We start from the raw sequence: 13,007 nt of genomic DNA on the forward strand, positions 1-13,007 counted from the left end.
TGCCCTGCAGCGCGTTCTCCCGGCCTCTGGCCGACCTCTCGAAATGTCCGGCCGCCCCGGTGCGCCGAAGCCAATGAGTGACCGCAATGACCTTCTGCCCCCGGACATCGATCGCCCCCCAGCCCGTCATGAGCCAGCCCGTCATGAGCCCGCCCGACGCCGCGCCCGCCGCCAGTGCGGCCGTCTCGGCCGTCTCGGCCGTCTCTGCAGCGACGGACGCGGCTCTTGGCGATTTGCCGACCTGGAGGCTCGAGGATCTCTATCCCGCACCCGGGTCTCAGCTCTTCTGGAACGATCTGCAGCAGGCGGGCGCGGAATGCCTGGCATTCGAGGCGAAGTGGAAGGGGCGCCTGGCGGAGGCTGCCACCCGAACCGGCGACGAGGGCCTGGGAAAGGCCGTGGAGGAATTCGAGGCGCTGGAGGAGCGCATGGGACGGATCGGATCCTATGCCGGGCTGACCTACTACACGGACACGTCCGATCCCGAGGTCGGAAAATTCTTTGGCGATGTCCAGGCCAAGCTGACCGACTATGCGAGCAGCCTTCTGTTTTTCGCGCTGGAGATGAACCGGATCGATGACGCCGTGCTCGAAGCCGCGCTTTCGGCCGATGCCCGCGCCGCGCATTACCGCCCCTGGATTGCCGACCTCCGGATGGACAAGCCCTACCAGCTGGACGACCGCCTGGAGCAGCTGTTTCTCGAAAAGTCCATGACCGGAGCCGGTGCGTTCAACCGCCTGTTCGACGAGACCATGGCCGCACTGACCTTCACCGTGGAGGGCGCGGAACTGCCGCTCGAGCGCACGCTCAGTCTCCTCCAGGAAAGCGACCCGGAAACGCGCCGCAAGGCCGCGCAGGCGCTGGCCACCACGTTCAAGGCGCATATCCGGACCTTTGCGCTCATCACCAACACGCTGGCCAAGGACAAGGACATCTCCGACCGCTGGCGCGGTTTTGCCGATATCGCGGACAGCCGGCATTTGGCCAACCGGGTGGAGCGCGCGGTCGTCGATGCCCTGGCCGAAGCTGTGCGCGCGGCCTATCCGCGCCTGTCCCACCGCTACTATGCGATGAAGGCGAAGTGGCTCGGCATGGAGCGGATGAACTTCTGGGACCGCAACGCGCCGCTGCCGGAAGCGCCGAACCACGTCATTCCCTGGAGCGAGGCGCGCGAGACGGTGCTGTCGGCCTATGCAGCCTTCGACCCGGAGATGGCGGCCATCGCGCAGCGCTTCTTCGACGGCGGCTGGATCGATGCGCCGGTGCGGCCGGGCAAGGCGCCGGGTGCCTTCGCGCATCCGACCGTGCCGTCGGCGCACCCCTATGTGCTCGTCAACTACATGGGCAAGCCGCGCGACGTGATGACGCTGGCCCACGAACTCGGCCACGGCGTGCACCAGGTCCTGGCCGGCGGACAGGGCGCCCTGATGGCCTCGACGCCGCTGACGCTCGCGGAAACCGCCTCCGTTTTCGGCGAGATGCTGACCTTCCGCGCGCTCCTGGAGCGCACGACGGACCGGCGCGAACGCAAGGCGATGCTGGCCCAGAAGGTCGAGGACATGATCAACACGGTCGTGCGCCAGATCGCCTTCTACGAATTCGAGCGCAAGCTGCACACGGCGCGCAAGGACGGCGAACTGACGCCGGAGGCCATCGGTCAGCTCTGGCTGTCCGTGCAGGCCGACAGCCTTGGACCGGCGATCGCGATCTCGGAGGGCTACGAGACCTACTGGGCCTATATCCCCCACTTCATCCATTCGCCCTTCTACGTCTACGCCTATGCCTTCGGCGATTGCCTGGTGAACTCGCTCTACGCCGTCTACGAAAAAGCCGAAGGCGGATTCCAGCAAAAATATTCCGAGATGCTCAAGGCCGGCGGCAGCAAGCATCACAGCGAACTCCTCGCGCCTTTCGGCCTCGATGCCACGGATCCCGCTTTCTGGGAAAAAGGCCTCTCGATGATCGAAGGCCTGATCGACGAGCTGGAAGCGCTGGACGCCGCGTGATCGCCATGACGCCGCAACCGTCCGTGCTGGGCGAACCCTTTGTTCTCTTCCGGGACGACACGACGCACACGGTGACGCTCTTTGCCGAGCCGCTGGAGGTCATCACCGCCCGCACCGCTGCCGAGGTCCTTCCGGCGCTGGCCCGCATGGAGGCTGCAAAGGCGCAAGGCCGCTGGCTGGCGGGGTTCATGGCCTACGAGACCGGCTATCTGTTCGAGGAACGGCTGGCGGCGCTCGCGCAGGAGGGTGGGGAAACCCCGTTCCTCTCTTTCGGCGTCTTCTCCGGACCGGCCGACGCCGCCCATCCCCTGGCCGCGCCACGGCGGCGGCGCGACAACACGCCGTTTCTGGCCGCGCCCCGCGCCGCCTGGGATTTTGCCACCTACCGCGACCGTTTCGACAGGCTGCACCGGCACCTGCGCCAAGGCGACTGCTACCAGGCGAACCTGACGATGCCGATTTCCGCCCGCTGGAACGGAGATCCGCTCGACGCCTTCTGGTCGCTGATCGAGCGCCAGCCGGTGCGCTACGGCGCGCTCGTCAGCCTTGACGGCCCGACACTTCTGTCGCGCTCGCCGGAATTGTTCTTTGAGGTTCTTAACGGCGCGATCGAGACGCATCCGATGAAGGGAACCGCCCCGCGCGGCGCGTCGGCGCTCGAGGACGCGGCGATCGTCGCGGCGATGCTGGCCGACGACAAGACCCAGGCCGAAAACCGCATGATCGTCGATCTCCTGCGCAACGACATTTCGCGGATCACCGAGGTCGGAACGCTCGACGTGTCCCGTCTCTTCGACATCGAGACCTACCCGACCGTGCACCAGATGGTCAGCCATATCCGCGCGAAACTCGTGCCCGGCGTCGCCATCGCCGATATTTTCAGGGCCCTCTTTCCCTGCGGCTCGGTGACAGGCGCCCCCAAGATCCGGGCGATGGAGATCCTGCACGGGCTGGAAACCGGGCCGCGCGACGCCTATTGCGGCGCCATCGGCTTTATCGCGCCGAACGGCGACATGCGGTTCAGCGTCGCCATCCGCACCTTGTCGCTCTTCGAGACAGGCGAGGCCGTCTTCAATGTCGGGGGCGGCATCGTCTATGATTCCACCGCCGAGGCGGAATATGCCGAGTGCCTGCTGAAGGCGCGCTTCGCGCTCGGCGACGAAGCCCCTGCGCTCGGCCTTGCGTCGTGACCGAGCTTTCGCTGATCGAGACATGGCGCATCGAGCCGTCCTCGAGTGGCAACCAGCCGCTCGAGACGCGCATTCCGCGTCTGCGGCTGCATGTCGCCCGTCTGTCCCGGTCTGCCCGACGCCTCGGCTTTCCCCTGCCGCCGGATCTCCTGCCGCGTCTGGAAGACGCCGCTGCGCCGGCGATCGCCCCCGCCCGCGGCCGGCTGGAACTGTTTCGCGACGGCCGGCTGGACATCGCGGTCGTCCCCTTCACGCCGCAGCCGGCCGGAACCGTCTGGCGCCTGCGCGTGGCCGAAACCCGGTTGGCCTCGTCCGACCCGCTGCTGCGTTACAAGACCAGCCGCCGTGCCGTCTACGATGCCGCGCGCGCGGAATGGCCGGCCGGAGACGCCGACGAGATCCTGCTGCTCAACGAACGCGGCGAGCCCTGCGAGGGAACCATCACTTCGCTGTTTCTCGATGACGGCTCGGGCCTTCTCAAGACGCCGCCGATCGCCTGCGGTCTGCTTGCAGGCGTGTTGCGAACGGAGCTGATCTGCGCGCGCCGCGCGCGCACCCAGCGCCTGACGCTCGACGACCTCCGCAAGGGCACCCTGTTCATGGGCAACTCGCTGCGCGGTCTCATTCCCGCCCGGCTGGTCGAATCCTGATTGGTCCGGCTGGCACGGTCGGCTGGCATGGTCGGCTGGCATGGTCGGCTGTCTCTCGGCCCGCGCGACAGCCTCTTGGCACCGGCAAAGCCTTCATTTAAGGGGTGTTGGAAAGACGCTGCCCTTTATTGTGACATCGAATTATGATCTAGGGCGCGCAGATTGTCTGGAGCCGACCGAACCCGGATCGGCTTGCCTCGAAAAGAAAACGTTCAGGAGAAGACCCCATGGCGGAAGCCTCTCATCCGGTTTACGGCGAAATCACCGGCCCGATCGTCATGATCGGTTTCGGCTCCATCGGCCGCGGCACCTTGCCGCTGATCGAACGGCATTTCACCTATGACAAGAGCCGGATGGTCGTGATCGACCCGCGTGAAGACGCGGCCGACATGGAGATCCTGAAGAAGCATGGCGTCAAGCACATCAAGGCCGCCGTCACCAAGGACAACTACAAGGAGCTGCTGAAGCCGCTTCTGACGGCGGGATCCGGCCAGGGCTTCTGCGTCAACCTGTCGGTCGACACCGGCTCGGTCGACCTCGTCAAGCTCTGCCGCAAGCTCGACGTTCTCTATATCGACACGGTCGTCGAGCCTTGGCTCGGCTTCTATTTCGACAAGAACATGAAGAACTCCGAGCGCACCAACTACGCGCTGCGCGAGACCATGCGCCACGAGAAGAAGAAGAACCCGGGCGGCACGACGGCCGTTTCCACCTGCGGCGCCAACCCGGGCATGGTCTCCTGGTTCGTCAAGCAGGCCCTGGTGAACCTCGCCCATGACCTCGACATCAAGTTCGACGAGCCCGACCAGCACGACCGCGAGGGCTGGGCGAAGCTGATGAAGAAGGTCGGCGTCAAGGGCGTCCACATTGCCGAGCGCGACACGCAGCGCGCCAAGAACCCGAAGCCGCTCAACGTCTTCTGGAACACCTGGTCCGTCGAAGGCTTCATCTCGGAAGGCCTGCAGCCGGCCGAGCTTGGCTGGGGCACCCATGAAAACTGGATGCCGAAGAATGCCAAGAAGCACAAGAAGGGCTGCCAGGCCGCCATCTACCTCGAACAGCCCGGCGCCAACACCCGCGTGCGCACCTGGTGCCCGACCCCGGGCGCCCAGTACGGCTTCCTCGTGACGCATAACGAGTCGATCTCGATTGCCGATTACTTCACGGTGCGCGACAAGGACGACGAGGTCACCTTCCGTCCCACCTGCCACTACGCCTATCACCCAGCCAACGACGCCGTGCTGTCGCTGCACGAGATGTTCGGCAATGGCGGCACGCCCCAGCCGGTCCTCCACGTTCTCGACGAGAACGAACTGGTGGACGGCGTCGACGAACTCGGCGTCCTGCTCTATGGCCACGACAAGAATGCCTACTGGTACGGTTCGCGCCTGTCGCTCGAGGAAACCCGCCGCATCGCGCCCTACCAGAATGCGACCGGCCTGCAGGTGACCTCGGCCGTTCTCGCCGGCATGGTCTGGGCCCTCGAAAACCCGAAGGCCGGCATCGTGGAAGCCGACGAGATCGACTACAAGCGCTGCCTCGAAGTGCAGACGCCGTATCTCGGCCCGGTCGAAGGTCATTACACCGACTGGACTCCGCTCGACGGCCGCCCGGGCCTCTTCCCGGAAGAGATCGACGAGAGCGATCCCTGGCAGTTCAAGAACATCCTGGTTCGGTAAGTCGCAATCAAAGACAATCCAAGCCCGGAGCGGTCTCGTTCCGGGCTTTTTCGTGCGCCTGTCCGTCCGACTGTCTCCCGAAAGCCGCGCCTGCGCGCTTGTGTAACGGAAGGCTGCCGATAGGGCCTTGCGCCGCTTGCAAACAGGGTTCGATCACGTCATGGTTTTTCCACTTCCGATCGTTCCGAGCATCACGGAGACCTTGCCATGAACGCCAAAGCCATCATGACCGCCCTCGCCGTCGCTGCATCTCTCGCCTCGTGCCAGTCGGCCCCGCGCGAGGTCAGCCAGATGCCGAGAAGTCAGGCCATGCCGGTGGGCGTCGAGGGAACCTGGGCCGATCCGAACGGCATCGTGTCGACGTTTGCAAGCGGAACCTTCTCCACCCGCACGACCGACACCAACCAGCTACTCGCCTCGGGCAGCTATGTCAGCATCACGCCGAAGCTGGTCGAGATCAACATGACGTCGATGGTTCGCAAGACGCAGCAGAAGGTCAATTGCGCGATGGTCACGACCTCGCAGCTCAACTGCACGACGGATACGGGCGCCCAGTTCTCGCTGTCGCGTCGCGCCTGATGTGACCACGTCCGGCGGCAAAATTCGCCGGGCCTTGCTCTTTCTCCTTGATGTCGCGTCGGCGGGATGAAACGATCCCGCTGTCCGGTGCCGGATCCCCGGCAGCGGGCCTGCGTTCGACAAAGAGGAGATCGTGATGATCCGCACCCTGCAGACCGGCCTGATGGCTGCGTCCCTGCTGGCCCTGTCCACAGGCGCCGCTTTTGCCGATTACGAACTGAACATCCTTCACATCAACGACTTCCATTCCCGCATCGAGGCGATCAACAAGTCCGATGCGACCTGCTCTGCAGAGGAGGAAGCCAAGAGCGCCTGTTTCGGCGGCGCCGCCCGCCTGCTCACCGCCATCAATACGACGCGCGGCGCGCTCGACGCTGCCGGCAAGAACACGCTCGTGCTGAATGCCGGTGACAATTTCCAGGGCTCCCTCTTCTACACGACCTACAAGGGGGCGACGGAAGCCGAGGTGCTGAACGCCATGAAGTTCGACGCGATGACCGTCGGCAATCATGAATTCGACGACAGCGACGACGTGCTCGCGACCTTTCTCGACAAGGTGCAGTTTCCCGTCGTGACGGCCAATGTCGTGCCGAGTGCGGCGACCAAGATCGGCGACCGCATCAAGCCGTCGATCGTCATCGACAAGGGTGGGCAGAAGATCGGCATCGTCGGCGTCGTCACCAACGACACGCCCGAGATCGCCAATCCCGGGCCGAACATCACGATTGCCGACGATGTCGCAAAGATTACCGAAGCCGTCGCAGCGCTGAAGGCGCAGGGCGTCAACAAGATCATCGCGCTGACCCATGTCGGCTACCCGCGCGACCTCTCGGCCATCGCCAAGATCCCCGATGTCGACGTGGTGGTCGGCGGGCACTCCCACACCTTGCTGTCGAACACGGTCGAAGGCGCAGAAGGCCCCTATCCGACCTGGGTCGACAACCCTGACGGCCACAAGGTGCCGGTGGTCCAGGCCTTCCAGTATTCGCGCTATCTCGGCGATCTCAGGATCGTCTTCGACGATGCCGGCGTGGTGAAGGAAGCCACCGGCGAGCCGATCCTGATCGACAGCACGTTCCAGCCCGATCCCGCCTTGACGGCCCGCATCAACGACCTGAAGGCGCCGATCGAAACGCTGAAGCAGAAGGTTGTCGGCGAGACCGCCGGACCCATCGAGGGCGACCGGAAGATCTGCCGCGCGCGCGAATGCAGCATGGGCAACCTGCTCGCCGATGCGCAGCTTGACCGCGTCAAGGATCAGGGCATCACGATCGCGCTGCAGAACGGTGGCGGGCTGCGCGCACCGATCGATGCAGGCCCGGTGACCATGGGCGAAGTGCTGACCGTGCTTCCGTTCCAGAACACGATCGCCACCTTCCAGCTGACCGGCGCGGACCTTCTGACGGCGCTCGAGAATGCGGTGAGCCAGGTGGACGACGGCGGTGGCCGCTTCCTGCAGGTTGCGGGCATGAAATACGCCTTCGACCGGTCGAAGCCTGTCGGCAGCCGCATCAGCGCCGTCGAAGTGAAGGAGGGCAACGCCTTCGTTCCGATCGATTCCGCCAAGACCTACGGCGTCGTCACGAACAATTACGTGCGCGGCGGCGGCGACGGCTTCAAGATCTTCGCGACCAATGCAAAGAATGCCTATGACTTCGGCCCCAATCTCGAAGAGGCTGTCGCGGCCTATCTCGGTGCGCACAATCCCTACACGCCCTACACCGACGGCCGCATCACCGACCTGACGCCCGCTGATTACGTCCCGCCCGCAAAGCAGGCTCCCGCGGCTCCGCCGGCTGCGAGCACCCCGGCGACGACGCCCCCCGCAGCGACGGCCCCGGCAGCGGCGACCCCGTCTCCGGCAAACCCGTCTTCGGCAAACCCGTCTCCGGCGACCTCGCCGGCGACCGTGCCTGCGGCCCCCCCTGCCACACCGCCGGCACCCGTACCCGCCGAACCCGCAGCGCCGGCAGCACCCCAACCTTCAGCACCCCAACCTTCAGCGCCCCAACCTGCGGCACCCGAGGCTGCGGCGCCCCAGCCCTCAACATCCGAGCCTTCAACACCTGAGCCCGCACCCTCGACCACCGCCGAAACGCGCCATGTCGTCGTCAAGGGCGACACGCTGTGGGATATCGCCAAGTCGGCCTATGGCGATGGCGAGCGATGGAAGGCGATTGCGGCGGCCAACGGCAACCCGGTTCCCGAGAGACTGCATGTCGGCACGGAACTGACCTTGCCGCCTCGCTGAGCGCGCGCCCAGCGACATCGAGACGAAACGGGATCCGGTCGTACGCGAGCGGATCCCGTCAAGAGCCTTCGGAGGGCCCTTGGCGGAGAATGTCCGCCTGCGCGAACCTCACCGTGATGTGTTGTCCGGTCCGACCTTGCAGAAAAGGGCCAATGAGACAATCGGCCTCATCCGCTTCCACCCGGCCGGGCTTCCCCGGCCCCGATTTTGTTTTACATAGAGACAGATGAACCGATGAGGGCCATATCCGTATAGGATCGCACCCGTCGTCCTTGCCTCAGGAAACCGCCATGAACATGACCGTCACGCCTCTCCCCGCCGATCACCCCAAGGTGGCTTTTGGAAAAGTCGGCGTTCTCCTGGTCAATCTCGGCACGCCCGACGGCACGGACAAGGTATCCATGCGGCGCTATCTCAAGCAGTTCCTCAGTGACAAGCGCGTCATCGAATGGTCGCGCGTGTTCTGGTACCCGATCCTTTACGGCATCGTGCTCAACACGCGCCCGGCAAAGGTGGGCAAGGCCTACGAGACGATCTGGAACAAGGATCTCGATGAGAGCTACCTGCGCACCTACACCCGCAACCAGGCCGAGAAAATGGCGGCAAGCCTTGCCGGCCACGACAATGTCGTGGTCGACTGGGCCATGCGCTACGGCCAGCCGTCGATCCCCGATCGCATGGAGGCCTTGAAGCAGGCGGGCTGTGAAAAGATCCTGCTGTTTCCGCTCTATCCGCAATATGCCGCCGCAACCACGGCCACCGTCAACGACGAGGCTTTCCGGCTGCTGCTGAAATCCCGCTGGCAGCCGGCGCTGCGCACCGTGCCGCCCTATCACGACGATCCGGTCTACATCGAAAGCCTCGCCAACTCGATCCACGCGCATCTGGCGACGCTCGACTGGGAGCCGGAGGTGCTGCTGACCTCCTTCCATGGCATTCCCCAGTCCTATTTCCGGAAGGGCGACCCCTACCACTGCCAGTGCTACAAGACCGCGCGCCTCCTGCGCGAGAAACTCGGCTGGTCGAAGGAGAAACTGCAGGTCACCTTCCAGTCCCGCTTCGGCCCGGAAGAGTGGCTGCAGCCCTATACGGACAAGACCGTGGAGGCCCTCGGCCAGAAGGGCATCAAGCGGATCGCCGTGATGAATCCCGGCTTTGTCTCCGACTGCCTGGAAACGCTCGAGGAAATTGCCGTGGAAGCCGAAGAAACCTTCCACCATGCCGGCGGCGAGAAGTTCACGCATATTCCCTGCCTCAACGACAGCGATGACGGCATGCGCGTGCTGGAGCACGTGGTGCGCCGGGAGCTCGGCGGCTGGGTGGACGCGACGGCACCGCAGCCCGTGTCCCTCGAGCGCGTGCTGGGCGCGCCCAGCATCTGATGTCCGTCAACGCCACATCGCGTCGACGGCACGGTTCCGCAATCTGCCCGGGCATGCTAAGCCGGAGCCTGGCCTGACACGAAGGAGATGACCTTGGGCGGACTGGATATCGTGGTAGTGGCCTTCGCGGTCCTCGTCATCCTCGTGCTCATCGCCGGGATCAAGACCGTTCCGCAGGGATATCGTCACACGATCGAGCGTTTCGGTCGCTACACGCGGACCCTGGAGCCCGGCCTCAACCTCATCATTCCCTTCATCGATCGCGTCGGCGCCCGCATGAACGTGATGGAGCAGGTGCTCGATGTGCCGACCCAGGAGGTCATCACCAAGGACAATGCCAGCGTCTCGGCCGATGCCGTCGCCTTCTATCAGGTGTTGAACGCGGCAGAGGCTGCCTATCAGGTCGCCAATCTCCAGAGCGCCATCCTGAACCTGACGATGACGAATATTCGCTCCGTTATGGGCTCCATGGATCTCGACGAACTGCTGTCGAACCGCGACACCATCAATGACCGCCTGCTGCGGGTCGTCGACGAGGCCGTCGGTCCCTGGGGCATCAAGGTGACCCGCGTCGAGATCAAGGATATCCAGCCGCCCAAGGACCTCGTGGATGCCATGGCGCGCCAGATGAAGGCCGAGCGCGAGAAGCGCGCGCAGGTGCTGGAAGCCGAGGGATCGCGCAACGCGCAGATCCTGCGGGCCGAAGGCGCCAAGCAATCGGCGATCCTGCAGGCAGAGGGACAGCGCGAGGCTGCCTTCCGTGATGCCGAGGCACGCGAGCGGCTGGCCGAAGCCGAGGCGAAGGCGACCCGCATGGTCTCCGAAGCGATCGCCGCGGGCGACGTGCAGGCGATCAACTACTTCGTTGCCCAGAAATACACCGAAGCTGTCGCCGCGATCGGCACCGCGCCAAATTCCAAGATCGTGCTCATGCCGATGGAAGCCTCGGCGCTCATCGGATCGCTCGGCGGCATCGGCGCCATCGCCCGAGACGTCTTCGGCGGTGCGCCGACCCCGCCGGAGCGTCCTCGTGGCCCGGCGCGCGCCGTGCCAGCGACTGCCCCGGCCGCCCCTTCCCCCTTTGCGACGCCGCGGACCGGCGCCTGATGGTCGCGCGCGTCATCGAGGAACTCGGCCCCTGGGCCTGGTGGGTTCTTGGACTGGCTCTTCTGGCCGCCGAAATCCTTGTTCCCGGCGTCTTTCTCGTCTGGATCGGCATGGCGGCGATCCTGACCGGCGCCCTGGCGCTGATGTTCTGGAACGCGGACATGTTCGGCTGGCATGTGCAGCTGCCGCTCTTTGCCGTTCTCTCCGTCGTCTCCGTGCTGGTCGGGCGCCGTCTGCTCGCCCGTTTCGACGCGACATCCGACGCCCCCTTGCTGAACCAGCGCGGCCGCAGCCTGATCGGGCGGACCGCGATCCTCGAGGAGCCGATCGCCGAAGGGCGTGGCCGCGTGCGCCTCGGCGACACCACATGGCCCGTCAGCGGACCCGACCTTCCGGTCGGTGCCCGCGTTCGCGTGATTTCGGCCGATGGGCAATGGCTTCGCGTCGAAGCGGCCGCCGCCACCGCCTGAGCCCACGCTAAGCCACTGCCTGAACCGGATGCGCCACCGGACGCCTCGCGGCTAAGGATTGGTTAACCACAAGCGTTTACGATTGCGAAACAATTGCTTCGAGCTTGCGGACCCGGCACATGGCGCCTTCTGATTTTCTGGACATGGATGCGTGTGCCGTTCGGCCCGCTCGTGCCGCCATGGCCGTCCTGCTTCTGTCGTCCGTCTGCCTGACGGCACTTAGCCCGCCATCGCACGCCTGGGCTCAGGCCGTGGAGGACGAGGCAGCCGATACAGAGCTTGCCGGGCCGCAGGACCCCGATGCCACCCGGACATCCGGCACGCTCAGCGCGCAGGCGGCCGGCGCGGCCGCGGCAGCCGTTCCCGCGACCGGCACGACGAGCGCCGTCTCCCCCACGGGCGACACCGAGATCACGGGTGCGATCGGTGACGACGCCGTGGTCGGCGGCGGCTTGCTGCGCGACCAGGACTTGATCCGCTCGAACCTGCGCGAAACCAGCGTCGACGGATTGAAGTCGGCCCTCGCGGACGACGACGACGTGCCCGGCATTCCGCTCGGCACCTTCACGCTGAAGCCGTCGATCGGCCAGAGCATCAACTCCGAAACAACCCGCAGCGGCGAGACGCGCGAGCGGCGGACCTATACCGAAACGGGCCTCAAGGGCACCCTGACGTCCGACTGGTCCCGCCATCAGCTGAGCGTCACCGGCGAAGGTTACTGGCAACGCAACCTCTCCGGCACCGGCGAGACCAAGCCCCGCGCCGATATCGACGCCGCCCTGCGGCTCGATATCAGTCGCGACACGATCGCAACCCTGCGCGCCGGCTACAGCTTCGACCGCGAGGATGCAACGGACCCCAATGCCGTGAACGGTGCGGAGACGCAGGCCGGCGTCAACCAGTACACGCTCGGCGCCGGCATCGAGCACGACTTCGGCATCCTGCGCGGCTCGGCAAAGGTCGATGTCAACCGCCTGACCTATTCGGACGTCGATCTCTCCGCCGGCACGACCCTGTCGCAAAAGGACCGGAACCGGGATGTCGGTACGTTGACGACCCGGATCGGCTACGAGCTGTCACCGGCCCTGATCCCGTTTCTCGAGGCCTCGATCGGCCGGGGCATCTACGAGCTCCGTTCGGACAGCCTCGGCTACAGCCGCTCCTACAAGACCTATTCCGGCCGCGCCGGCGTGGAGGCCGACCTTGGCGAAAAGCTGAAGGGCGAACTGGCGTTCGGCTACAACACCTATCGTTTCGACGACGCGCGGCTGAAAGACCTGAACGGCGCCACGATCGATGGCCTCATCAACTGGTCGCCACAGCGCGGGACGGACGTGTCGACAGGCTTGTCCACGACGCTGGAGCCTTCGACCACGTCAGGCGAGAGCGGCGCCCTTGCCTACACGCTGTCCAGTCGGGTCACGCACGAATTGCGCTCGGCCCTCGTCGCGCGGCTCTCCAACAGCCTGACATTCCGCAACTACCCCTCCGGCAGCATCTCGTCCGACACCAGGGTGTGGCTGGCGGGCGCCGGGCTGACCTACGACATCAACCGCTATCTCGCGCTGACGGGCGACCTCAGCTACGAGCGGACCACGCCGGACCGGGGCCAGGCGACGTCCGTCGCCCGGATCGGTGTCGGCCTGACGCTGCGACGCTGACCGTCCCGAACGAAAAAAGCCGCGCTGCCCGG

General features: G+C 65.5%; 10 protein-coding genes. All 10 read left to right on the top strand.

Annotated elements, in window-relative coordinates; translation table 11 throughout:
• The first annotated feature begins 86 nt into the window (after positions 1 to 86).
• On the top strand, positions 87 to 2,006 hold the full coding sequence (locus ASG25_RS14755) for a M3 family oligoendopeptidase (protein ID WP_082480205.1): 1,920 nt from the start codon (positions 87 to 89) through the stop codon (positions 2,004 to 2,006).
• 5 nt (positions 2,007 to 2,011) lie between these two features.
• Complete coding sequence (locus ASG25_RS14760; RefSeq protein WP_062475811.1) at positions 2,012 to 3,196, top strand: aminodeoxychorismate synthase component I; 1,185 nt, start codon at positions 2,012 to 2,014, stop codon at positions 3,194 to 3,196.
• Complete coding sequence (locus tag ASG25_RS14765; RefSeq protein ID WP_082480207.1) at positions 3,193 to 3,846, top strand: aminotransferase class IV family protein; 654 nt, start codon at positions 3,193 to 3,195, stop codon at positions 3,844 to 3,846. The genes ASG25_RS14760 and ASG25_RS14765 overlap by 4 nt, the downstream gene beginning before the upstream one ends.
• Positions 3,847 to 4,073: 227 nt before the next feature.
• Entirely contained in the window at positions 4,074 to 5,525 is a 1,452-nt protein-coding gene (locus tag ASG25_RS14770; RefSeq protein WP_062475216.1) for a homospermidine synthase, read from the top strand.
• A 207-nt stretch (positions 5,526 to 5,732) separates the two neighbouring features.
• Positions 5,733 to 6,104 carry an outer membrane lipoprotein Omp10 gene (gene omp10, locus ASG25_RS14775; RefSeq protein WP_062475219.1) on the top strand — a complete coding sequence of 124 codons (372 nt, stop codon included), beginning with the start codon at positions 5,733 to 5,735 and terminating at the stop codon, positions 6,102 to 6,104.
• Between the two features lie 136 nt (positions 6,105 to 6,240).
• A complete protein-coding gene (locus ASG25_RS14780; protein ID WP_062475222.1) occupies positions 6,241 to 8,355 on the top strand; it encodes a 5'-nucleotidase C-terminal domain-containing protein in 2,115 nt (704 codons plus the stop codon).
• Positions 8,356 to 8,651: 296 nt separating this feature from the next.
• Positions 8,652 to 9,737 carry a ferrochelatase gene (gene hemH, locus ASG25_RS14785; protein WP_062475817.1) on the top strand — a complete coding sequence of 362 codons (1,086 nt, stop codon included), beginning with the start codon at positions 8,652 to 8,654 and terminating at the stop codon, positions 9,735 to 9,737.
• An 87-nt stretch (positions 9,738 to 9,824) separates the two neighbouring features.
• Positions 9,825 to 10,844 (top strand): SPFH domain-containing protein, encoded by a 1,020-nt coding sequence (locus tag ASG25_RS14790; RefSeq protein WP_062475224.1) that lies wholly within the window; start codon positions 9,825 to 9,827, stop codon positions 10,842 to 10,844.
• On the top strand, positions 10,844 to 11,314 hold the full coding sequence (locus ASG25_RS14795; RefSeq protein ID WP_062475226.1) for an NfeD family protein: 471 nt from the start codon (positions 10,844 to 10,846) through the stop codon (positions 11,312 to 11,314). The genes ASG25_RS14790 and ASG25_RS14795 overlap by 1 nt, the downstream gene beginning before the upstream one ends.
• A 119-nt stretch (positions 11,315 to 11,433) precedes the next feature.
• Positions 11,434 to 12,975, top strand: coding sequence for an outer membrane beta-barrel protein (locus tag ASG25_RS14800; RefSeq protein ID WP_062475229.1), 1,542 nt, complete (start codon positions 11,434 to 11,436; stop codon positions 12,973 to 12,975).
• Positions 12,976 to 13,007 lie beyond the last annotated feature (32 nt).

This window comes from Rhizobium sp. Leaf384 (genome assembly GCF_001424065.1).
Lineage (GTDB): Bacteria > Pseudomonadota > Alphaproteobacteria > Rhizobiales > Rhizobiaceae > Ferranicluibacter.